Source organism: Clostridium acidisoli DSM 12555 (genome assembly GCF_900176305.1).
Classification (GTDB): Bacteria; Bacillota; Clostridia; order Clostridiales; family Clostridiaceae; genus Clostridium_I; species Clostridium_I acidisoli.
Map to the genome: position 1 here is coordinate 186,238 of NZ_FWXH01000003.1, position 23,485 is coordinate 209,722.

Genomic DNA, 23,485 nt, shown 5'->3' on the forward strand with positions numbered 1-23,485 from the left:
AGGTATGATTAAACTATGAGTTTAAGATTTATATATGGAAGAGCTGGAAGTGGCAAAAGCAATTTTTGTATGGATAGTATAAAAGAAAGAGTAGACAAGGAAGAAATAGGACCTTTTTTTTATCTTATACCAGAACAGTTTTCCTTTCAAGCTGAAAAAAATATTCTTCAGAAAATAGGAGAAAAGTCTAATTTAAATGTTCGTGTACTTAGTTTTAAAAGAATGGCTTATAGGGTAATGAATGAGGTTGGTGGAATTACTCGAAAGCATATGGATTCTGCTGGAAAGTGCATGCTTATTTCTCACGTTTTGGATGAGGTTGTTAATGATTTAACTGTATTTAAACGGGCAGCAACTCAAAAAGGCTTTATAAATACAATTTCTGACACTATAAGCGAGTTTAAAAGATATTCAATAACTCCAGAACTTTTATCTATTGCTGCAGAAAATATTGAAAATGAAACTAATCTTAAAAGTAAACTATTAGATTTGAATAAGATATATGAAAAATTTGAAAAGGTACTTCATGAAAATTATGTTGATGCTGATGATGATTTAAATTTGCTTCATGAAAAATTGGATGAATCAAAAATGTTTAACAATGCAGAGATATGGATGGATGAATTTTCGAGTTTTACTCCACAACAATATAAAATTATAGAAAAACTTATGAAAAAAGCAAAAAGAGTTAACATCACTCTTACTAGTGATTATGAAGATGGTTTGAAATATGGTACTGATATATTTCAGTTTACTAGAAATACTGAAAATAAGCTTATTGATATAGCTAGAAATAACAATATAGTTTTGGATAAACCCATAGTGCTTAAAAGCAAACCTTTTTATAGATTTAAAGACAGTAAGACACTTTCATTTTTAGAAAAAAATCTATTTGCATACCCTTATGAAAAATATGCAGAAAAAACGGAGGATATAACATTATTTAGAGCTCAAAATAAATATTCTGAAATTGAAAGTACTGCAAGAGATATAATAAAAATGTGTAGAGATAAGGGGTATAGATATAAAGATATAGCTGTAATTACAAGAGATCTTAAAAATTATGAAAATATAATTGAAGCTATTTTTAAAGAACATGAAATTCCATATTTCATAGATGAAAAAAAAGACATAGAAGGAAATCTGATAGTTGTGCTTATAACTTCAGCCATTGAAATTGTAACTAAAAATTGGTCTTATGAAGCAATGTTTAGGTACCTTAAGACGGGACTTACAAAAATACCCTTAGAAGATATAGATGTGTTTGAAAATTATATTTTAGCGGCAGGTATAAAGGGAAAAAAGAAGTGGCTTGATGAAGAAAGGTGGGAGTACAGACCTAATTCGTTATTTTCTAGTGAAGAAATTTCACTTAGAGAGCAAGAACTTTTAGAGAGAATAAATATGATTAGAGAAGTTGTAATTGAACCATTGAAGGAGTTTTATAAGAAGACTAGAACTAAGAAAACAGCAGAAGAAATATGTAAAATAGTCTTCCAATTTTTAATGAATATTGGTGCTCAGGAAAAAGTAGAGGAATTAGTATCTCAATTTAAAGAAGGCAAAAATCAGTTGATTGCAAATGAATACAGTCAGATATGGAATATAATAATTGACTTATTAGATCAAACAGTTGAAGTAATGGGAGATACAGAGCTTACTTTAGAGGAGTTTGAAAAAATATTAACCATAGGAGTTAGAGAGCATAAAATGGGTCTTATACCACCAACTGTAGATCAGGTTTTAGTTGGAAGTGTTGAAAGACTTAAAAGTCATGATATATGTGTACTTTATCTTGTAGGCGTAAATGATGGCGTTTTTCCTTCAATAAATAATGATGAAGGAATATTAAGCGATATGGAAAGATTATCACTTAAGGAAAAGGGAGTGGAACTTGCAAAGGATACTAGAACAGCTGCATTTGAGGAACAATTTTTAGTTTATACAACATTAACTATACCGGGAAAATATCTAAGAATTAGTTACCCAATGGCAGATTATGAAGGAAAGACTTTAAGGTCATCTTCTATAGTTTCACGAATAAAAAATATATATCCAAAGTTAAAAGAACAAAATGATCTTTTATTTTATGAAAATGATGAGGATAGATTAAATTTAATTGATGCAAAAATTCCAACTTTTAATGAACTTGTAAATGTTTTAAGAAAAAGAGTGGATGGACAGGGCGATGCTTTAATTTGGAGAGATGTTTACAAATGGTTTAGTAGTTCCAATGAGTGGAAGGAAAAGTGTGAAAGAGCATTCAGTGGAATTAGTTATTCCAATCAAACTGAACTTATTAGTGAGGAAAAGGCTAGGAGCTTATATGGAAATAATATGAGGATAAATGTATCTAGGCTTGAAAAGTATGCGGAATGCCCTTTTGCTTATTATGTTCAATATGGGCTTAAGGCAAAGGAGAGAAAGATATTTAAGATTAGTTATCCTGATATTGGTACATTTATGCATAAAATAATTGATGAGTTTAGTGAAAAGGTAAAACTTGAAGGCATTAACTGGGATGAAATTGATAATGCCTGGTGTGAGGAAAGCATAAATACTATTGTAGAGAGTAATGTTAAAAAAAATAATAACTATATTTTGAGCAGTTCACCAAGATACAATTATTTAACTAAAAGGCTTAAAAGGGTTCTTACAAGAACAGCTATGGTTATAACAAATCACATTAAAAGAAGTGGCTTTAAACCTGTTGGTTTTGAAATTGATTTTAGTGAACATGGTGGATATTCACCAATAATTGTGGAACTTTCTTCAGGAGAAAAGGTAAGTTTAATAGGAAGAATAGATAGAATAGATATGCTTGTAAAAGACAGTGAAACATATATAAGAATAATAGATTATAAATCTGGAAATAAAATTTTTAAACTTTCAGACGTATATTATGGACTTCAAGTTCAGCTGCTTTTATATCTTGATGCTATACTTGAAGAAGAGGGGAAAGACTCAAAAAAGGAACCCTTACCAGGAGCAATTTTGTATTTTAAAATAGATGATCCTATAATCAGGAGCAATAAAGATATAGATGATGAGGAACTAAAGAAAGAGATAATGAAGAAATTTAAAATGAAAGGTTTATTAATTGACAATCCAGATATAATTAAGGAAATGGACAGAGAGATGAATGGTAATTCTACGGTTATACCAGCAAGAATAAATAAGGATGGTAGTCTTGGGAAATCCGATATAGCTTCAAAAAAACAATTTGAACTTTTAAGGGAACATGTAAAAAAAATAGTTGCTAAGAGTTGTGAAAACATGCTAAAGGGGGATATAAGCATTAACCCTTGTAAAAATAAAGATTTTGTACCATGTAATTTTTGTTTGTATTCATCAATATGTACTTTTGATAAAGAGCTTGAAGACAATAATTATAGAAATATATCCGAAAAAAGTGATGAGGAAATTTGGAATAAATTAAGTAAGGAATATGAAAAACAAGAAGGTGAAAATTAATGGGAAATACTTGGACCGACGAGCAAAAAGAGGCTATATATACAAGAGCTTCTAATTTACTTGTAGCAGCGGGAGCTGGAGCAGGAAAAACTGCAGTTTTAGTTGAAAGAATAATAAAAATGATAACGGATGAAAAAAATCCTATTGACATAGATAGATTATTAGTAGTTACATTTACAAACGCAGCTGCAGCAGAGATGAGAGAAAGAATTGGGGAAGCAATATCAAGAGAACTTTCTAAAAGTCCAGATTCTAATGTGTTACAAAGGCAACTTGTACTTCTTAATAAGGCTAAAATAACTACTATACATTCATTTTGTCTTGATGTAATTAAAAACTATTTTCATCTTATAGATTTGGACCCTAAATTTAGAATAGCTGATGAAACTGAAACTGTTTTATTAAAAACTGAAGCAATGGAAGAATTATTTGATAAAAATTATGAAGAAGGAAATAAAGAATTCTTTCATCTTATTGAATGTTATTGTTCGAATAGAGATGATTCAGCACTTACGGAAATGGTTTTTTCTCTGTACAATTTTGCAAAAAGTAGTCCGTTTCCAGAAAAGTGGATTAATCAAATAAGTGAGAGTTTTAATGTTTCAGAGGATTTTGACTTTAACACGTCAATTTGGGCAAAAACGTTAATTTCAAATGCAAGAATAGAACTTTTAGGTATGCAAAAAGCTACAATAAAAGCTTTGAAAATAATAGATGGAGAAGATAGTATAAAACCATATAAAGAAACCTTTGAAAATGATTATAACATAATTAATGATTTGCTTTTAAGTGCAAGTGTGGATTTTAAGACATTTACACAATGTTTAAGAGAAACAAAATTTACTACACTTAAAAGGTGTAGTAAAGATGCAAATAAAAATAGTAAAGAAGAAGTTCAAAATATAAGGGATAAGTACAAAAAGCAGTTTAAAGACATATCAGAAGAAATATTAAATACTTTAAATGAAAATATGGTACAACATATTAAAGAATTATATCCAATGCTAAAATATTTAGGTAAGATGGTAATTGATTTTGACAATAACTATATAAAGGCTAAAAAAATCAGAGGGATAATAGATTTCAATGATATTGAGCATTTAACTTTAAAAATATTAATTTCAGTTACGGATGAAGGAGAAGTAACTCCATCTAAAGCTGCAATTGAACTCAGAGAAAAATATGAAGAAATATTTATAGACGAGTATCAAGATAGTAACCTTGTACAAGAATATATTTTAGGGGTTGTTTCAAGAAGAGAAAGTGAAAAACCGAATGTATTTATGGTTGGAGATGTAAAGCAAAGTATATATAGATTTAGACAGGCGAAACCTGAGTTGTTTTTAGAAAAGTACAATAAATATTCAAATGAAGTAGGAGCAAAAAATAGAAAAATTCTTTTATTTAAAAATTTTAGAAGTAGGAAAGAAATCGTTGATGGTGTAAATTTTATATTCAAATCAATAATGTCAGAAAATATTGGAGAGCTAAATTATAATGAACATGAGGAACTAAAGTTTGGATCAAAATTTGAAGATATTGATGAAAAACATTTTAACGCCTTAGGTGATAATGAAATAAATATTATCGAAAAAAACAATATTATTGATAAAAATAATATAGACGATGAAGAAGACGAAGAAGATATTGATAATATAAGATTAGAAGGAAGAATGTTAGGGAAAAAGGTAAAGGAACTAGTAGATAATCCCTATGAAAAGCCATTTGTAGTATTTGATAAGGATACTAAAGAATACAGAAATATAAAATATAAAGATATAGTAATATTACTTCGTACAACCAAAAATTGGGCTGGAATATTTACTGATGAATTAAAAAGATGTGATATACCTGTTTTTGCGGACACAGGAAGTGGATATTTTGAAGCTACCGAAATAAAAACCATATTAGCGCTGTTACAAATAATAGATAACCCTATTCAGGATATACCATTATTATCAGTAATGCGTTCGCCTATAGCATCATTTAGTGATGAGGAAATAATAGATATAAGAAATATAGATGAAAATCTAAGTTTTTATGAAGCATTAAAAATTTTTTCTAAAGCATCAGAATTGGAAACTAGTATTTTAAAAAAATCACGCAATTTTTTAAGACAGTTAAATGAATTTAGAGAGTTGTCATTACATATGCCAATAGATGAATTTATTTGGTATATATACACTGAAACTGGCTATTATGGTTATGTTGGAGCTATGGAGGGTGGAGTTCAAAGACAAGCAAACTTAAGAATATTATTTCAAAGAGCTAAAGCGTATGAAAACACCAGTTATAAAGGGCTATTTAAATTTATTAACTTTATAAATAGGCTTAAAACAAGCAGTAAGGATATGGGAAGTGCAAAGATATTAGGTGAAAATGAGAATGTGGTTAGAATTATGAGTATTCACAAAAGCAAAGGATTAGAATTCCCAGTAGTATTTTTGTCGGGCTGTGGGAAAAATTTTAATCTTAGGGATACTGCAAAATCTGTGTTGCTTCATTATGATCTTGGATTAGGACCTGACTATGTAAATTTTGAGAGGCGAATTTCCTATCCAACTATATTTAAAAATGCTATTAAAAAGAAAATAAAACTGGAAAGTTTATCTGAAGAAATGAGGATATTATACGTTGCAATGACTAGAGCCAAGGAAAAACTTATAATAACTGGAACTACAAGTGAAATTAAGAAATCAGCATTAAAGTGGTCAGATGAGGTTTTAAGTGAGGATAAAAAAGTATCTGAAAATACAATAATAAAAGGCAAAAATTATTTGGACTGGATTTGTCCCGCTATTATGAAGCATAAGGATGGAGAAATCTTAAGAAATGAAGCTGAAATTGAGCCTCAAAATTGTTACATAAACGAAGATAGTTCTAAATGGGATGTAGTTCTTTGGAATAGAAATGAAATTCTAAAGGAGGACGTAGAGAGCAGTGTAGAGGACAATGAATCCGAACAGCTTCAAGATATACTTTTAGAAATAGAAAGTAATCCTCCGAGGACAAAATATTATGATGAAATTAATAGAAGACTTAGTTTTAATTATAAATATGAAAACTCTAAGACATTGCCTTCAAGTATATCTGTAACAGAACTTAAAAGACAATATAATACTGAGGAAGAGTATTCGAGAAATTTGTTTTCGCCAGCTTTAAAAAAGAGACCTTCATTTATGGAGGAAAAAAAGGCTTTAACACCTAGTGAGAGAGGTACCGCAATGCATAGTGTTATGCAAAGACTTGATTTTAAACAAGGTGTTAAGGAAGCTGATATAAAAAAACAAATGGATAAAATGATTTTTAGAGAACTTATAACAGAGAACCAAGGAAAAGCTGTGGACATAAAAAAAATAGCTAGATTTTTTAAAACTGAGCTTGGAGAGAGAATGCTTTCATCAAATAATGTTAAGCGAGAAGTTCCATTTGTAATAAGGTTAAAAGCAAGTGAAATATACAATTTGAATTCAGAGGAAGATGTAATGGTACAAGGGGCAATAGATTGTTATTTTGAAGAGAATGATGGTGTAATACTAGTAGACTACAAAACTGATTATGTAACAGAAAAAAATATAGAAGATATTGTGAAAAAATATTCTATACAGCTTAAATATTATAGCGAAGCGTTAGAAAAAATCACAGGAAAAAAGGTTTTAGAAAAATATTTGTATTTATTTTATGATGGAAGTATTATAGAAATTAGCTAGTATTATAATTATTGCTGTTAAGTGCTAATAGCCATAAAATAGCAATATGTGAGGAGGTTTTGACATGCTGAAATTTTTAAAAAAGAATTGTAACATAATGTCTCCAATATCAGGAAAAATTATGGATTTAAAAGATGTACCCGATAAAGTATTTGCAGAAAAAATGGCAGGTGATGGAGTAGCAATATTTACATATGGTGATATGGTTTTAGCACCAGCAGATGGAATTATTTCCATCATATTTAAAAGTAATCATGCAGTAGGGATGACACTTAATAATGGAGTTGAAATTCTTATTCATATTGGGATTGATACAGTTGAACTTGAAGGCAGTGGCTTTACAAGACTAATAGAAGAGGGAAAAAAGGTTAAGGGTGGTGATCCAATTATTAAAATTGACAGAAAATTTATAATTGAAAAAGGATATTCACTTATTACGCCTGTATTAATAACAAATACTGAGCTTATTAAAGACATTGATGTAAATATAGGAGCGGATGTTAAAGCAGGAGAAGATATACTTATGACTTATAGAACAAAATAAAGGTAAAAGATAAATTTCATAGTTTAAAGTGATTGGACTTATATGTTTTAAACCACCTTTACACTCTCTCCAAAGCATAATAGCAAGAAAGATGTTAAGCAATGTATACAAATATGCCAAGTGCATGATAAATGGTTACTTCATTAAAGAGCAAAAACTTGTTGGTACAATCTTATACATATTATACTGACACAAAATTAAAAAATTTTATGTTGTAAGAAGTGGGGGGAATATATGAAAAATGACAAATTTATAAAACCATTGATTCTCTTTTATTCTTTTACTGGCAATACTCAGTATATTGCACAAACGAAACATGAAGTGAACAGTGGATTTATGCCAGAAATCAAGCCAATTCAGAAAGATATATCAGCTTATAATACCATCCTGATTGGAACTCTTGTGTGGTGGTTTTCTTTTCCTCCTGCGGTTAGAACATTTCTTTCAGACAATGCACTGAAAGGTAAAATGGTTTATCCCTTTATTACAAACGGTGGTTCAATGGGGCAAATAAAGATCTGTGTCCCAAAGCAATGGTAAAGTCAAGTTTGTCTATTCTTGTTTAATGGTAGGGAATTATGTATTCCTAAAATAGAAATTATTAATTGGGTAAAGAAAATTAGCAGTTTATATAATATAGATGGTGGAGGATATATACGATGAATAAAAGGCCTATTACAACATTGTTTTTATTAACCTCAGTTGATGGAAAAATTAGTACGGGTGCTTCAGACGAGTTAGATGTAGATAAGGACTTTCCTAATATCCATGGAGTTATGGAAGGACTTCATCAGTATTATGAAATTGAAGAAACAACAGATTTATGGTGCCTTAACTCAGGCAGAGTACAAGCCAAAGTAGGCGTAAATGAAAAACCTCTGCCACAGGAAAGATGGAACATTAGTTTTGTTATTATCGATAACAATCATTTAACAAAGCATGGAGTGGAATATTTTACGCATCTATCAAAAAGCTTTGTATTGGTTACCTCTAATAAGCATCATCCTGCATATGATATTCAAGCTGATAACTTGTATATTTTGTATTATGATGTTTTTAACCCTGATAAATTGTTTGAAGATTTATATGAAAAATTTGGATGTGAAAGAATTACTGTACAGACGGGAGGTACATTAAACGGGCTGTTCCTACGTGCTAAGTTGCTGGATTTTGTTGATATCATTGTTGCACCAATTCTCATAGGAGGCAAATATACTTCTTCTTTGGTGGATGGAGATTCGTTGATGTCTAAGTCAGAACTTAATAAGCTTGGTGTATTAAAGTTAGAAAATGCGGAAGTATTACAGGATTCCTTCATAAGGCTCAGATATAAAATAATTAGTTAAATGTAAAAAATCTAATTAATTACTGTTCTTAACCATAAACCTTTTGCCGAAAGCAAATTCTCTCACCTTTAAATTCATTATTTTTCCGACCTAAGGAGGAAAAATTTCCTTAAATTTTTTTGACAACTCTTGCGTAGCAAGCTTTGAAGCTGGAAAAATAATTCTACCATAAATTAATCTAGAGAGAATAGAATCAAGATTGTAAGGGAATTTATGCTTATCTGAAATTTTTTCGCATATTTTATTTAAACCAAGTTCGTGATAGATTTTTTGAAGAAAAAGATATCCACCATTAAATGAGCATTGTTCATCTTTAGAAATTATTTTAGATTGTTCAAAAGGAATAAGTATTTTTCTTGTTTCCTCTTTTTCTTTATCTGTTACGTAAGTAACTTCTCTCACCTTTGACGGCTTTAGCCTCGTCAATTCTTCCATCTAGCCGAAGGCTTTCTTTAATCATTTTATCTAGCTTTAGCTATGATAAAATTCTTTAATCTTTGCTTCGCAATTTCTAACTATAATGAATTATTCCAGTGCCTAGTATAAAACTTTACAAGTGAATATATATATTGTATACTTCTGTATATACATTAGCATACGGAGGGATTACACATGAATAAAGTTAGAACGTTAACTTATACAGCATTGCTAACAGCAATGGCAATCATAATACCAATTTATTTTGGATTTTTAAGGGTATATATTCCACCTTTTTCTGCAACCATAGCAGCCCATGTACCAATGTTTATAGCCATGTTTTTTGGACCATATGCTGCAATTATAGTTGGAATAGGGTCAGCCTTAGGATTTTTAATAACAACAACACCGGTTATAGCAGCAAGAGCATGCACACATATAGTAGTTGGATTTGTTGGTGCAGTGCTTATTAAAAAAGGCGTAAGCTTTCCAAAGGTTGTGGCTAGTACATTACCTATTCATGCAATTTTAGAAGGTTTAGTAATAATACCGTTTACAGGATTTAATTACTTGGTAGCAGTTGTTGCAATTGGTACAGCAGTTCATCATATAGTAGATGGAATTATAGCATATATTATAGCTAAATCAATATCAAAAGTTTCTAAAAGTAGGGATAATGTGTTCAAAAGCGTTGCATAAATGAAAGGTTGTTTTATATAGAAAGAAATGCAAAGCAAATATTAGCTTCCAAATTTTATTATATTGTGAAGCTAATATTTTTTTATACAAAAGAATACTTCCAAACTACTCCAAGGTTATGTTAAGATTAATTACAAATAAGATTAAGGAGACTAACAAATGTCAGATAAAAGTATTGAACTTATGAAGAAATTAATTGAAGAAAAAAAGAACAAGGGACATAATAAGGAAAATAAAAGACCAGATAAGAGTATAGGAAATAAACAAAAGGGTTTTAACAATACAAAACAAGGTGGAGTTTTTGATAAATAAGGTGCTTAAAGCACCTTATTTTCTATACTGGAGAAAATTGACTGTTGTAAAGATTTGCGTATTCCCCACCAGATAATAATAATTCGTCATGAGTTCCACTTTGAACAATATTACCATTATTCATAACTAATATTAAGTCAGATTCCTTAATTGTTGAAAGTCTATGAGCTATGACAAAACTAGTTCTACCTTCAAGCATTCTAAGAAATGCTTTTTGAATGCGAAGTTCAGTTCTTGTATCTATACTACTAGTAGCTTCGTCTAAAATTAACATAGGAGGATCCACAAGCATTACTCTAGCAATTGTAAGCAGTTGCTTTTGACCTTGAGATAGGTTTTCTCCAGAATCAGTAATCATAGTATCATAACCTTTAGGTAGACGCCTTATAAAGCTATGCGCATCGGCTGCTTTAGCTGCAGCTATTATATCTTCTTCGGTAGCATCTGATTTACCATAGGAAATATTATCCCTAATAGTTCCAGAGAAAAGCCAAGTTTCCTGTAGCACCATACCGAAGTTGCGACGTAAGCTATTACGTGATATTTTTTTAATATCCACATTATCAATAAAAATGTTTCCTGAAGAAATTTCGTAAAATCTCATTAGTAGGTTTACAAGGGTTGTTTTACCAGCGCCTGTATGTCCTACAATTGCAATTCTGCTACCAGGTTTAACGGTTAAGTTAAAATTTTGTATAAGTGGAGTTTTAGGAGTATATGCAAAGTTGACGTTATCAAAACGGATTATACCGGCATTGCTAGATAAGTTAATAGCATCCTTATCATCTTGTATTTCGGAATCCAAATCAAGAATGGTAAATATACGCTCACTAGATGCAGCTGCAGCTTGAATTTGTGTAAATACTGCTGTTATATCATTTAAAGGTTTTGCAAAAAGTGTTGAATATATTAAAAAGCTTGATATGTCACCAACAGTTATTTTTCCTAAAATGGCTAACACGCTTCCTATAACACCAATTAATGAATAAGTAATATTATTTACAACTCTTGTTGTTGGACCAGATAAAGACCCATAAAATTGAGATTTAACACCTGCATCATATAAATCGCTGTTAATCTTTTTAAAAGCTTCAATAGAAGTTTCCTCATAGTTAAAAGCTTTAACTACTTTTTGACCGCCAATAATCTCTTCTATATATCCATTTAGGTTACCTAAAATTTTTGCTTGTTTTTTGAACATTTTTTGGGAGCTATTTGTAATAAATCTAGCCATAAAATAAGAAGCTGGGGACGATATGACTACTACCAAAGTCATAATTGGACTAATGTATAACATAAAAATCAATGCTCCAACAATAGTAACTATACCTGTAAGTAAGGTTGATAAACCTTGGAGCATTCCATCTGAAATTGTCTCCATATCATTTACAAATCTGCTAATGGTATCCCCGTGAGGATTGTTATCAAAAAATTTTAATGGTAAGGTATTAAGTTTTTTAAAAAGTTCACGTCGCATATCATTAATAGAACGGTAAGTAACTAAATTAGTTGAATAAGTTAAAAGCCAATTGAAAATATTACCTACAGCATAAACTATTATTAATAGAATTAAAATTTTAATCGCCGCATTAAAATCTACGTGTCCTTTGCCAGTCATTTTATCGATAGATCTTCCTATAAACATTGGACCCATAAGACTTCCGATTACGCTTACAAGTGCACTTATAAGCGAAAAGACAATATATAACTTATATTTTAACATGTATTTTGCAATTCGTTTAAATATATTTATATTCATTATTATTTTACCTCCTTACTTGAAAGCTGAGAAAGACATATTTCTTTATATATTTCGCAGTTATTCATAAGTTCTGTATGTTTACCAACACCAGCAATTTCACCATCATTAAATACAATAATCTTATCTGCATATTTTATTGAACTGGCACGCTGAGAAACTATAAGTACAGTCATATCGTTACTACTATTTTTAATAGCTGATCTTAGTGCTGCATCAGTTGCGAAATCTAAAGCACTAGAGGAATCATCCAATATAAGAATTTCAGGCTTTTTAACTACTGCACGAGCGATTGTAAGTCTTTGCTTTTGACCACCGGAAAAATTCAAACCACCTCTAGATACGTTTGTGTCGTAACCGCTAGGAAGATTTACAATGAATTCATCAGCCTGTGCTATTTTTGCAGCGGATACAACTTCCTCATAAGTAGCATCTTTTTTACCCCAGCGTATGTTCTCTAAAATGCTTCCTGTAAAAAGTACGGCTTTTTGAGGTACTATACTAATTTTATCTCTAAGGGTTTCTAGAGGATAATCTTTGATATTATGCCCATGAATTAAAATCTCCCCAGAAGTTACTTCATAAAATCGTGGAATAAGATTTATAAAAGTAGATTTACCAGAACCTGTACTTCCAATAAGTCCAACTGTTTCACCTTTATTAATACTAACTGATATGTCATTTAAAGCAATATCGCCAGTAGTGTTGTAACCAAATGAAACATTTTTAAATTCAATCATATTTTTATGACTATTACTGTGTTCTATAGTAGCAGGATTTTCATTAATATCAATAATGGATGGTGAGGTTAATAGTACTTCATTTACACGGTTTGCAGATGCAAAAGCTTTAGTAAAGGTGATAACTAAATTAGAAACAACAACGAGAGCCAGTAATATTTGAGTTATGTAATTAACATAAGCAATGATTACACCTTGAGAAAGATTACCTAAGTTAATTTGATAGCCACTAACCCAAAGGACTACAACAATTGCTGCATTCATAACAAGAGTAGTAAGTGGGCTTAAAAGTGCGGATATCTTACCAACTAAAACTCCAGTAGAAGTTAAATCATCATTAGATTTATTGAATCTTGTTTCTTCACTACTAGTTTTTGCGAAGGCACGAATTACTCTAACACCAGAAAGATTCTCACGTAGAATTAGTCCTATTTTATCAAGTTTATTTTGATACATTCGATAAAGAGGAGCTGTTTTGTTTATAATAAAATATAATATTATAGCGAATATGGGTGTTGTTATAATCAATATTATAGATAATTTAAGGTCAAGAATCATGGCCATTATGATTCCGCCTATACAAATAAAAGGTGCTCTGACTACAAGACGTATAAGCATAGCCACAGCTAATTGAAGTTGATTTACGTCACTAGTAATACGATTAATAAGTGAAGGGGTACCTAGTGAATCTATTTCAACATATGATAGTGAGGATATATGTTCAAATAGGGTATTACGCAGGTATGTACCAAAACCTTGAGAGGCACGGGCAGCAAAGTGTTGACAGGTCAAAGAAGAACAAAACCCTAAAAGGGCCATGACTATCATTAAACCTCCCATTTTAAGCACATAATTAGTATTGTGTGTAGCAATCCCTTTATTGACTATAAGTGCCATAATAGTTGGTAAAAGAAGTTCCAGAATTGCTTCTGTCAACTTAAAGATTGGACCTAATATACATTCTTTTTTGTAAGGTTTTAAAAATTTAATTAAATTAAGCAAATTTATCGTCACACTCCGTAAAATTATTATAAATATTATTGCATCTTTCGATTCATGCGTTTATGATTATAACATATAGAAACGTATATTAATAATATATGTTTTATATATAATGCATATAAAAATAGTATTGGAGAAATTTTATGGATATAAAGCAGCTTAAATATTTTTTAACCATAGCTGAAGAAGGACAAATAACTGCAGCAGCTAAAAAATTGCACATTGCTCAGCCGCCTCTAAGTCAGCAATTAAAGATTTTAGAAGAGGAGCTTGGGATAAAACTTGTAGAGAGAGGATCAAGACATATACATCTTACAGATGCAGGAAAGATACTTAGAGAAAGGGCAAGGCAAATTTTAGAACTTTCGGATTCTACAGTAAATGAAATAAATGATTTTAAAAGAGGATTAAAGGGTACCCTTACAATAGGAACTATATCTTCATCCGGTTCACTCCTTTTGAAAAATGTAATAGCTAAGTTTCATAAAGAATACTCAGGTGTAAAGTTTTCAATAAGAGAAGGAAATACTTTTAATATTTTAGAACTCTTAAATAAGGGAGTTATAGAAATAGGGATTGTAAGAACCCCATTTAAGGCGCTGAACTATGGATGTAAATATATGAAAAAAGAACCAATGATAGCAGCGATGACAAAAAAATATTGTTCTGGTGATGATACAAAAACAATGGAAATAACTGAATTAAAGGACAAACCTATAATTTTATATCGTAGGTTTGAAAATCTTATAATAGAAGCATGTTTTGAAAATGGCTTTAAACCAGAGATATTTTGTAAAAATGAAGATGCACGCACAACACTTATGTGGGCAAATGCAGGATTAGGAATAGCTATAGTACCAAAATCGGCTTTTGAGCTAGTTAATAATGAAAATCTTATTTACAAGGAGATTGAATATGAAAAATTAGTGACTTCAATAGCTGCAATATGGATAAAAGATAGATACCTGTCATCACTTGCAGAAAAGTTTATAGAGAGCTTCAATGAAGATGAATAGATAGAAAAATATACCTAGTAAAAATGAAGCATTCACTAGGTATATTTTTTCTTATTAAGAAGTTAAGTTATTTGAGAATTGTAACATGTACAGTTCTCATACCCCAATTTAGGGCATCAGCATTTGATGGGAAAAACACATCGATTCTGTTTCCTACAATATCTCCGCCAGTATCAGCAGCAATGGCATAGCCATATCCATCTACGTAAACTTTAGTACCAAGTGGAATTACTCTTGGATCTACTGCTATAGTGCTATAACCGTTTGGATTTCTTGTTGTCATTGGACCAGTTGATGTATAACTGTTATCTGAATATGCAGTGGCATCTAATGTAAGTACAGTTCCAGCAGAATTTGGTCCGGTGAAATTTGGAATGCTAATGTTACTACTAGCAGCAGATAATGAAGCCTGTTTTTGAGCTGCAAGTTCTTTTGCCTTTTCAGCAGCAATTTCCTTTTGTTTTTGTTCTTCAATTAATTGTTTTTCTTTTTCAGTAGCTTTACTTAACAAGTCTTTTTCTTGTTTAATATTATCACTTAATTTTGACAACATAAGTTCATTATTAGCTTTTAACTCTTGTAAATTATTATTCTGCTTGTCTAAGTTTTTGCCTTGTAAAGTTATGATTTCTTTTTCACTTTTTACATTGCTAAGAATATTGTTATCATATTGAAGTATTTTTGCAGCTATATCCATTTTTGTTATGAAATCAGTGAGATTATGTGATCCCAAAAGGACTTCTAAGTAGCTATAGTTACCATCTATATACATAGCTTTAACTCTTTTGTTTAATAAATTTTGTTGTAAACTCAATTTATTTTTTGTAGCAACAAGTTTAGTTTGTGTGTCTTTCATTTGATCATTAAGTTTGTCCATATCGTGCTTATTAGTATCAACCTTTTTCAATACATCAGTAATCTGGTTGTCTAAATTTTGAACAGTGGATTCTAATTGTTTTTTGTTGTCTTGAGTTTGTTTTAATTCGTTAGAATCATTATTGGATGTTGCTGCAAAAACATTACTATTTAATGTGAAAACTAATGATATTATTGTAATAATAGTTAATGCCTTTATTTTCAATTTTCATCCTCCTTTGATTGTTTAATTTTTATTATAACATAAAATCCTAATAAAACTAAACTAAAATTTGGAAAATAAAAAAATCTAAATTATTATAGTAATTATGTTTACAATAATGAAAAAAAGGAGTAGTATAAATATAGACAAGAAATAATAAATATTAAATAATAACAAATATTAAATAAAGTGAGGTGAAACGTCTATTTATTATGATTTTGCACAATATGCATAATATATAAGAATAGACTAAATTATGAAAGTAAAATTTCAAGGAAATGAAGTTACATTAGTTGGAGAACAATTGAAGGTTGGAGATACCTTTCCAGAATTTAAAGCATCAAACAATTCTTTAGAAGAAGTAGCTTTAAAGGATACAAAGGGTGTTAGAATTTTCTTAACAGTACCTTCTTTAGACACACCAGTATGTGATTTAGAGGTTAGAACATTTAATGAAAAGGCTTCTAAAATAGAAGGAGTAACGGTATATACTTTATCCATGGATTTACCTTTTGCACAAGCAAGATGGTGTGGTGCAGCAGAAGTTGAAAATGTAATTACACTTTCAGACTACAAGGATAGAGCTTTTGGTAAAGTTACTGGTACTTATGTAAAAGAACTCGGTTTACTTGCAAGAACTTCTTTTGTAGTTGGTAGCGATAATAAAATAACATATGTTGATTATTTAAATGAAATAACAAACTATCCTAATTATGATGAAATATTAGAAGCAGCTAAAAAAGGAAAATAATAGTAATAAAATTATCTGTTTATGAAAATTGCGAATTAAAAGCTAAGGATTTCCATCTGAAACAATATGATGAAACTTTAGCTGTTACTTCGCAATTTTTTTTGATTAAACCTAGTCAATTATTATGGTTCAATAAAATATTTGAAATTTACCATGAAAATATATAAATCCATAAAAACCTATTGTATAATAAGGGTAAAGTTAATATAATGGAGGTGGATTTATGAAAAAATTGTGCGGATTTATGGGTAAATTCTTTCTAGGTATGGTAGCTTTAATATCAATTGTAGAACCAGCATCGCTTAGTGGGGTAGCAACGGAGAAAATGCCAAAATCAATTGAAAAAGATAGATAAAAGTAGACTGAATAGGAAGGGTAACAAATTTTGTTGCTGTTCTAATATACATAATAGGGGGATTTTTAAGTGTTGCTAAAAATATGTGACATTCTAAATACAGTTTGTCAATCAATTTTATTTTCGTGGATTTGTTATAACATAACTTCTAAAAATAATAGGATTTCAATAATGAAATCCTATATTTTATCAGTGTTGATTTTTTTAATAGTATTTATCTTCACAAACAGTAATCTTAATATTCCTTTTGCAAATTTTTTAATGGCAGTTTTTATTTTACTAAGTATAGTTTTGTTTTACAGAAAATCAATTTTAGATGCATTTCTAGGATTTGGACTGGCATATTCTGTGATTGCAATATCAGCATATTTTTTAGTGACATTTTATCAAAATGTTTTAGCAAAATTTAATTTTGAAATACCTGGAGATGTACAATTGTTTACTTTTGTATACATACCAATATTTATAATATATATTTTTGTGTACATATTAAGAAACTGGATTTTTAATTCATTTATTTTTGTGAGAAATTTAAAGCATTCATTTATTTTTATATTTTTTATAGATTTTGGATTGATTTTTTTAGATACATTACATATGGAATGGACTACACAGCCAATGGGGATTATATTTAAATCAATTTTGTATTTTTTAGGATTTGTTACATTAGTATTTATGAGTATATATTTTGCAACTTTAAATGATAAATTGAAAGAGCTAGAACTTTTAAATAACGCATTAAATGAAAAAAATACTGAGCTTAGAAAAATAAAACACGATTATGGAAGTGAAATAAGTTGTTTGTATGGATTATATAAGCTTGGAAAGTTTGATAGAATTGGGGAATTGTTAAAGTCCATAGTAGATAAGAATCAGGCTATAAATTCAGGCGTTAAACTTAACACACAAATAAATCCACTTGTGTCTTCTGTTTTAGACCTTGGAGCAAGGGAGGGTTTGAATATAATAGTTTTTGATAATGGAGATTATAAAAACTTAAATATTACGGATAATGATTTATTAAAGGTTTTATTTAACATTGTTAAAAATGCCATTGATGCATTGGAAGGAACAAATAATCCTACTATCAAGTACAAAAGTTATAATAGTTATAGTGGAATTGTTATAACTGTAAGTAATAATGGACCACAAATACCGGAAGATGTTAAAAAAAGAATCTTTGAATTAGGATATAGTACTAAAGAAAACACTAATTTAGACAGAGGTTACGGACTTAGTATTGTTATAGATATAATAAAAACTTGCGGCGGTAAAATAATAGTTAATAGTGATGCACATAAAACTCAATTTAAAATTGAGATTCCATATAAAAATTCTTAAAATAGTATAGGAAATTTACAAAGGGGAATTTGATTTGCGAGAGTTGATTAAAATAATTGCAGCATATATTTCTGTAACAAATGGATATTCAAATGAAGATGAACAAAGAGTGGAATATGGGATTAGAATATTTACTTTTGAAATACTTAAAATAATAATAGTAATAAGCATATTTGCATTTTTTCATAAGACTTTGGAGGCAGCAGTAGCCATTTTAACTATGTCATTAATAAAGCCGTTTATAGGTGGTTATCATGAAAATACTCAAGTAAAATGTTTTATAGCCACATTAATAATTATTGGATGCATTGTATATTTGTCGTTGAACGTGCCAATGCATAATATAGCTAAGGTTATATTATATGTGGTATGTTTATATGCCATGTGGCAGCAAGCACCAATAATTAATAAAGATATGAAATTAACTAAAGCTAGTCTTATTAAACGAAATAGAAAGATAGGGATTTCTATTTCTATAGTATTTATTTTGTTTTCATTTTTAGCTTACAGATTACAGATAATTTCTAATATAATATGTTGGACTATACTTTTTCAAGTAATATTCATGTTTAATAAAAGAGAATAAACTAAAAAAAAGATGAATTTATTTAATAAAGAGTTATAATTAATATGTAGCAAATGTTTAGTTGAGGAGAAGATAAAATGAATATAGGTAGAAATGATAAGTGTTGGTGTAAAAGTGGTTTAAAATATAAAAGATGCCACTTAGAATTTGATGAAAAATTAGAATCATTAAAACTTAAGGGATTTGAGGTTCCTTCGCAAGATATGATTAAAAATAAAGAGCAGATAAATTGTATTAGAGAAAGTGCCAAAATCAATAATGCAGTGCTAGATCATGTAGCAGAGAACATTAAAGAGGGAATGAGTACAGAAGAAATTGATAAATTAGTATATGACTATACAATATCAAGAGGAGCAATACCTGCTCCATTAAATTTTGAAGGATTTCCTAAAAGTGTATGTACATCTATAAATGAAGAAATATGCCATGGTATACCTAGCAAAGATATTATATTAAAAAGCGGAGATATCGTAAATGTGGATGTATCAACAATATTTAATGGATATTATTCAGATGCATCAAGAATGTTTATGATTGGTGATGTAAGTAACAAAGCTAAAAAATTAGTTGAGGTATCAAAAGAATGCCTTATTAAAGGAGTAGAAGCAGTTAAACCTTGGGGATTTTTGGGTGATATAGGTGCTGCTGTTCAGGAACATGCAGAAAAAAATGGATATTCTGTTGTTAGAGATTTCGGTGGACATGGAGTTGGAATACAATTTCATGAGGAACCATTTGTTCCTCATGTTGGAAACAAGGGTGAAGGAGTAGTTCTTGCACCTGGAATGATATTTACAATTGAGCCTATGATAAACGAAGGAAGCCCTGAGCTGTTTGTTGATGAAGAAAATGATTGGACGGCTATAACAGAGGATGGATTGCTTTCTTCGCAATGGGAATATACTATTTTAGTAACAGAGGATGGAATTGAAATATTAGCTAAATAATTTAACATATATTAAAGGTGTATTGAAATGACTGCAAAGGATTTTGATACATCTTTTTTATTTTTTTACTTATATTAAGGAGGAGAATATGAACAAAAATGATCTTTATTTTCACATTCACTATTGTAATCATAAGGAGACACAAGATGATTGGAGATATAGGGAAAAGATAGATAGAAGGCTTAGACATCACGAATTTTTTTTAGTTACTGGAGGAAAGGGGTATATAACAGTAGAATTAAAAAAATACAGTGTAAAAAAGGGAATGTTATTTTATCTTAAACCTGAGGTTCATCATATAATTGAAACTGATTTAGAGGAGCCTCTTAATTTTTTATCGGTTCACTTTAATTTTATTCATGTAAATTTTGAGGATAATCAATGGAGTTTAAAAAATGAAACTAGAAATTTAAAATTAAATACTATGCAAGAATTTAAAGATTATTATGTGATTTTTAACGATTTTAAGAAACTTGTTCAGGTTTGGAGTGAAAAATTACCAAGCTATGAATTTCGCTCTAAAATTTTACTTCAAAAATTGTTACTTGAAATACATGATAATGTAAAAAAACAAAACACAAATTATGCCACTTTGCTTAAAATAGAAAAGGTTATAAGGTATATGCATGAAAACATAAATTGTACAATTAAATTAAATGATTTATCAACTCTTGTAGACTTGTCTAATACATATCTATCTAGAACCTTTAAAGAAATTACAGGTTATTCAATTATTGAATTTTTTAATAAAATGAAAATAGATAAGTCCAAAGAAATTATCAGTGTAGGGGATAAAAAGATTAAGGAGGTTTCAGATATACTTGGATTTAAGGACGAATTTTATTTCAGTAGACTATTTAAAAAAATTGAAGGAGTAAGTCCAAAAGAATTTTACAGCAAAAATGTCCATGGATATTAAAATATTGCATGGATTAAAGCCATTGTTTAACTTATAATTAGTTTATAATTGTAAAGCACGAGAGAAGGTTGACATTATTGAAAATTTGGAAAAGAAATTTAATTGTATGTTGGTTTGGAACATTTGTTACGTTGATAGGAATGAGTCAAATAGCGCCTATAATGCCACTGTATATAAAACAACTTGGTATTCAAAATACTGGCTTAATTGAACAAATATCAGGTGTTGCTTTTGGAGTAACGTTTATAGTATCTGCAATTTTTTCACCTATATGGGGTTATGCTGCAGATAAAATTGGAAGAAAACCTATGCTTCTACGTGCAAGTCTCGGTATGTCTATCGTAGTGGGAAGTATGGGGTTAGCTCAAAATGTATATCAGCTGATTGGACTTAGAATACTTCAAGGGGTTATAACCGGATATAGTACGGCTTGTACAACACTTATAGCAACTCAAACAGAAAAAAAACATGCAGGGTGGGCATTAGGAGTACTTTCAACAGCATCCGTGTCAGGATCACTGCTTGGTCCATTACTTGGTGGATATTTGGATGAAATTTTAGGATTAAAGTTTACATTTTTCTTAACTGGTGGACTTATGTTAGTTGCATTTACTGCAACTTTGTTATTTGTTAAAGAAGAATTTGTGCCACAGGAAAAAGAGGTTCTAAGTACTAAAGAAATTTGGAGAAAGCTACCGGACGCAAGTCTTATAACAACTATGTTTGTGACATCATTTGTTTTGCAACTAGCATATTATTCAATAGAGCCAATTATAACTGTATATATAACTCAAATATCTAAAAACTTAAATCATATAGCACTAATATCGGGAATGGCATTTTCTGCATCTGGACTTGCAAGTATTATAGCAGCACCAAGACTAGGAAAATTATCAGATAAAGTTGGAGCACATAAAATTATTTTAGGGGCACTTATTGTAGCTGGAATAATATTTATACCACAGGCATTTGTGAAAAATCCATGGCAATTAATGGGGCTAAGGTTTATGCTTGGAATTGCAACTGCAGGGTTAGCTCCTTCAATTAATACATTAATTAAGAAAATAACACCAGAAAATCTTACAGGTAGAATTTTTGGATTTAATATGTCTGCATTTTATCTAGGTACCTTTGGAGGATCCATTCTTGGAGGTCAAATAGCAGCACATTTAGGTATAAAATATGTATTTTTTATTACAAGCACGCTACTTATTCTAAATGCGATATGGGTTTATAAGAAGGTTTTTACAAAATTAAATGCAGATAGCAAAAACAAGGAAATTAGCAAACAGATAGTGTGAAAGAAGAAACTATATCATTGATAAAACAATAGAAATTTGAAAACAAGCGACTAAAGCTTTTCACCCAAAAACCATAGGTGATAAGCTTTAGCCGCTATTTATATTAAAATGAAAATCATTTATTCAATGATTTAACACTTTCATTAAACTTATTTAGCATAAGATTTTTACACTCATTAGTAACAAATGCGGAAGTTATTCCATTTCTAATTAATTTCAAAACTTCATCTAAAGAAAAATTTAGCTTTGAAATTAAATTTATATATTCATCTATTAAAGTTATATTTGAAACTGTTCTATTATCAGTATTTAAAGTTACATTTATACCTTGCTTTAAATATGTTTTTATAGGATGTTCAACATAGTTATTAATTGCTTTTGTGTGTAAATTACTAGTTGGACACATTTCTAATGTAACTTGACTTTCAATAAGGTATTCTAAAGTTTTAGAGTCCCTATAGGCATATATACCATGCCCAATTCTTGAAGCGTGTAATAAATCTATGGATTTTAATATGTTTTGATAAATTCCAGTTTCTCCTGCATGTATAGTTATGTTAATTCCAGATTTATAAGCTAAATCAAATGCTTTTTTATGAAGTTCTGGAGGGAAATCACTCTCATTTCCAGCTAAATCAACAGCTACAACACCATATGAAATATATTTTTTTGCGAGATTAACTACCTTTATGGAATCATCCACAGAGTTATGTCTTAAAGAACATAATATGAGCTTAGATACAACTCCATATTTGTCCTTTCCATCTTTCATAGCTTGTAAAGTAGCTTCTATTGATTCCTCAGCAGTTAAGTTTCCATTTTCATGCTGAAGAGGTGCAAATCTTAGTTCAGTATATATAATGCCGTCCTTTTTTGAATCTTCAATAAGTTCCATAACTATTCTGTAAATATTTTCTTTGCTTTGCATAACTCTTAAAGGAAAATTAAATTTTTCTAAGTATTCGTTTAATGAATTACAATTTTCCTTTACTTGAAAGTATTCTATTGAAGTATCTATACTTGAAAAAGGTACTAATAAACTATTTGACTTTGCAAGTTCAAAAAGTGTTTCAGGTCTCACGCTGCCGTCAATATGACAATGTAGTTCTGTTTTTGGTATATTTTTAATAATTTTTTCTATATCTAACATTTTAACTCCTCTTAAATTTTTAAAAGTTTTTAAAATCT

Annotated in this window: 19 protein-coding genes and 1 pseudogene; 15 read left to right on the forward strand and 5 right to left on the reverse strand. The window is 29.6% G+C overall.

The genetic code is table 11. The annotated features are described in order from the left end of the window. Nucleotides 1-15 precede the first annotated feature (15 nt). The 5 genes from addB to B8978_RS06045 all read left to right on the forward strand — a co-directional run bounded on the left by addB (nt 16) and on the right by B8978_RS06045 (nt 9,074). Complete coding sequence (gene addB, locus B8978_RS06025; protein WP_084114740.1) at nt 16-3,474, forward strand: helicase-exonuclease AddAB subunit AddB; 3,459 nt, start codon at nt 16-18, stop codon at nt 3,472-3,474. Then, the gene (gene addA, locus B8978_RS06030; protein ID WP_084114741.1) at nt 3,474-7,184 is read left to right on the forward strand and encodes a helicase-exonuclease AddAB subunit AddA; all 3,711 of its coding nucleotides are present in this window, start codon (nt 3,474-3,476) and stop codon (nt 7,182-7,184) included. Before addB ends, addA begins: the two co-directional genes overlap by 1 nt. Nucleotides 7,185-7,248: 64 nt before the next feature. Next, nucleotides 7,249-7,728, forward strand: a complete 480-nt coding sequence (locus B8978_RS06035; RefSeq protein ID WP_084114742.1) for a PTS sugar transporter subunit IIA — start codon at nt 7,249-7,251, stop codon at nt 7,726-7,728. A 234-nt stretch (nt 7,729-7,962) separates the two neighbouring features. Then, entirely contained in the window at nt 7,963-8,268 is a 306-nt protein-coding gene (locus tag B8978_RS06040) for a flavodoxin family protein (protein ID WP_084114743.1), read from the forward strand. Between the two features lie 119 nt (nt 8,269-8,387). Beyond that, a complete protein-coding gene (locus B8978_RS06045) occupies nt 8,388-9,074 on the forward strand; it encodes a dihydrofolate reductase family protein (protein WP_084114744.1) in 687 nt (228 codons plus the stop codon). Nucleotides 9,075-9,179: 105 nt separating this feature from the next. Here B8978_RS06045 and B8978_RS06050 read toward each other — a convergent pair. After that, nucleotides 9,180-9,458: pseudogene (locus tag B8978_RS06050) on the reverse strand (IS1634 family transposase); the annotation flags it as partial. A 228-nt stretch (nt 9,459-9,686) separates the two neighbouring features. Between B8978_RS06050 and B8978_RS06055 the strand changes: the two are divergent. Then, nucleotides 9,687-10,190 (forward strand): ECF transporter S component, encoded by a 504-nt coding sequence (locus tag B8978_RS06055; RefSeq protein WP_084114745.1) that lies wholly within the window; start codon nt 9,687-9,689, stop codon nt 10,188-10,190. 159 nt (nt 10,191-10,349) lie between these two features. Next, complete coding sequence (locus B8978_RS19760; protein ID WP_176212623.1) at nt 10,350-10,502, forward strand: hypothetical protein; 153 nt, start codon at nt 10,350-10,352, stop codon at nt 10,500-10,502. Between the two features lie 22 nt (nt 10,503-10,524). Here B8978_RS19760 and B8978_RS06060 read toward each other — a convergent pair whose 3' ends face one another. Further along, entirely contained in the window at nt 10,525-12,261 is a 1,737-nt protein-coding gene (locus tag B8978_RS06060) for an ABC transporter ATP-binding protein (protein WP_084114746.1), read from the reverse strand. A 2-nt stretch (nt 12,262-12,263) separates the two neighbouring features. Continuing rightward, a complete protein-coding gene (locus B8978_RS06065) occupies nt 12,264-14,003 on the reverse strand; it encodes an ABC transporter ATP-binding protein (protein WP_084114747.1) in 1,740 nt (579 codons plus the stop codon). A 143-nt stretch (nt 14,004-14,146) separates the two neighbouring features. On the opposite strand from B8978_RS06065, the gene B8978_RS06070 reads away from it, so the two are divergent. Continuing rightward, entirely contained in the window at nt 14,147-15,019 is an 873-nt protein-coding gene (locus B8978_RS06070) for a LysR family transcriptional regulator (RefSeq protein WP_084114748.1), read from the forward strand. Nucleotides 15,020-15,086: 67 nt separating this feature from the next. On the opposite strand, the gene B8978_RS06075 is transcribed toward B8978_RS06070, so the two are convergent. Beyond that, the gene (locus B8978_RS06075; RefSeq protein ID WP_084114749.1) at nt 15,087-16,100 is read right to left on the reverse strand and encodes a 3D domain-containing protein; all 1,014 of its coding nucleotides are present in this window, start codon (nt 16,098-16,100) and stop codon (nt 15,087-15,089) included. A 253-nt stretch (nt 16,101-16,353) separates the two neighbouring features. Between B8978_RS06075 and tpx the strand changes: the two genes are divergently transcribed. The 7 genes from tpx (at nt 16,354) to B8978_RS06105 (ending at nt 22,297) form a co-directional block, all read left to right on the forward strand. Continuing rightward, a complete protein-coding gene (gene tpx / locus B8978_RS06080; RefSeq protein WP_084114750.1) occupies nt 16,354-16,848 on the forward strand; it encodes a thiol peroxidase in 495 nt (164 codons plus the stop codon). 223 nt (nt 16,849-17,071) lie between these two features. Beyond that, the gene (locus B8978_RS20375; RefSeq protein ID WP_278326781.1) at nt 17,072-17,203 is read left to right on the forward strand and encodes a hypothetical protein; all 132 of its coding nucleotides are present in this window, start codon (nt 17,072-17,074) and stop codon (nt 17,201-17,203) included. A 69-nt stretch (nt 17,204-17,272) separates the two neighbouring features. Next, nucleotides 17,273-18,544: a sensor histidine kinase gene (locus B8978_RS06085; RefSeq protein ID WP_084114751.1), complete on the forward strand. Its 1,272-nt coding sequence runs from the start codon at nt 17,273-17,275 to the stop codon at nt 18,542-18,544. A 34-nt stretch (nt 18,545-18,578) separates the two neighbouring features. Continuing rightward, a complete protein-coding gene (locus B8978_RS06090) occupies nt 18,579-19,130 on the forward strand; it encodes an accessory gene regulator B family protein (protein WP_176212624.1) in 552 nt (183 codons plus the stop codon). Between the two features lie 77 nt (nt 19,131-19,207). Next, nucleotides 19,208-20,077, forward strand: coding sequence for a methionyl aminopeptidase (locus tag B8978_RS06095; RefSeq protein WP_084114753.1), 870 nt, complete (start codon nt 19,208-19,210; stop codon nt 20,075-20,077). Nucleotides 20,078-20,165: 88 nt separating this feature from the next. Next, on the forward strand, nt 20,166-20,996 hold the full coding sequence (locus B8978_RS06100) for an AraC family transcriptional regulator (protein ID WP_084114754.1): 831 nt from the start codon (nt 20,166-20,168) through the stop codon (nt 20,994-20,996). Nucleotides 20,997-21,073: 77 nt separating this feature from the next. Next, complete coding sequence (locus B8978_RS06105) at nt 21,074-22,297, forward strand: multidrug efflux MFS transporter (RefSeq protein WP_084114755.1); 1,224 nt, start codon at nt 21,074-21,076, stop codon at nt 22,295-22,297. Between the two features lie 115 nt (nt 22,298-22,412). Here B8978_RS06105 and add read toward each other — a convergent pair whose 3' ends face one another. Continuing rightward, nucleotides 22,413-23,447, reverse strand: a complete 1,035-nt coding sequence (gene add / locus B8978_RS06110; protein ID WP_084114756.1) for an adenosine deaminase — start codon at nt 23,445-23,447, stop codon at nt 22,413-22,415. Nucleotides 23,448-23,485: the final 38 nt, after the last annotated feature.